This window comes from Flagellimonas abyssi (genome assembly GCF_019457905.1).
Lineage (GTDB): Bacteria > Bacteroidota > Bacteroidia > Flavobacteriales > Flavobacteriaceae > Flagellimonas > Flagellimonas abyssi.
In genome coordinates this window covers 1-346 of record NZ_JAHZSV010000069.1, presented here as the reverse complement: position 1 = coordinate 346, position 346 = coordinate 1, and the positions used below count along the sequence as shown (strand labels likewise).

The following is a 346-nucleotide window of genomic DNA, read 5'->3' as shown; positions in this document are numbered from 1 at the left end:
AGGCCGTATGGATTTGGAGCCACTTTCCATCTTGATCTTGGAGGATTTGAGATTGGCAAAGGAATTGTTGGCCCAAGTGGAAGCAGCGGACAATTACAGACCGAATTATTGGACGGTCACGGCATTTTTGGCCCGCTTTTACCTGTATCGGGAAGAATGGTCGAATGCCCTCACAGAGGTCCTGGAGGTGGAAAATGACGGTCCGTTCGGGCTGGAAGAGGATTTGCTGTTGGTTTTTAAAAAGGACAGCCCTGAAACCCTTTGGCAGTTGGATTCAGGCCTGCCGGGCAACAACACCAAAGAGGGATCAACATTTGTCTTTTCGGAAGCTCCACCTCCGAACTCT

At 50.0% G+C, this 346-nt stretch carries 1 pseudogene; it reads left to right on the top strand.

The annotated features are described in order from the left end of the window. Positions 1–346, top strand: a pseudogene (locus K1F36_RS19640) (RagB/SusD family nutrient uptake outer membrane protein); the annotation flags it as partial.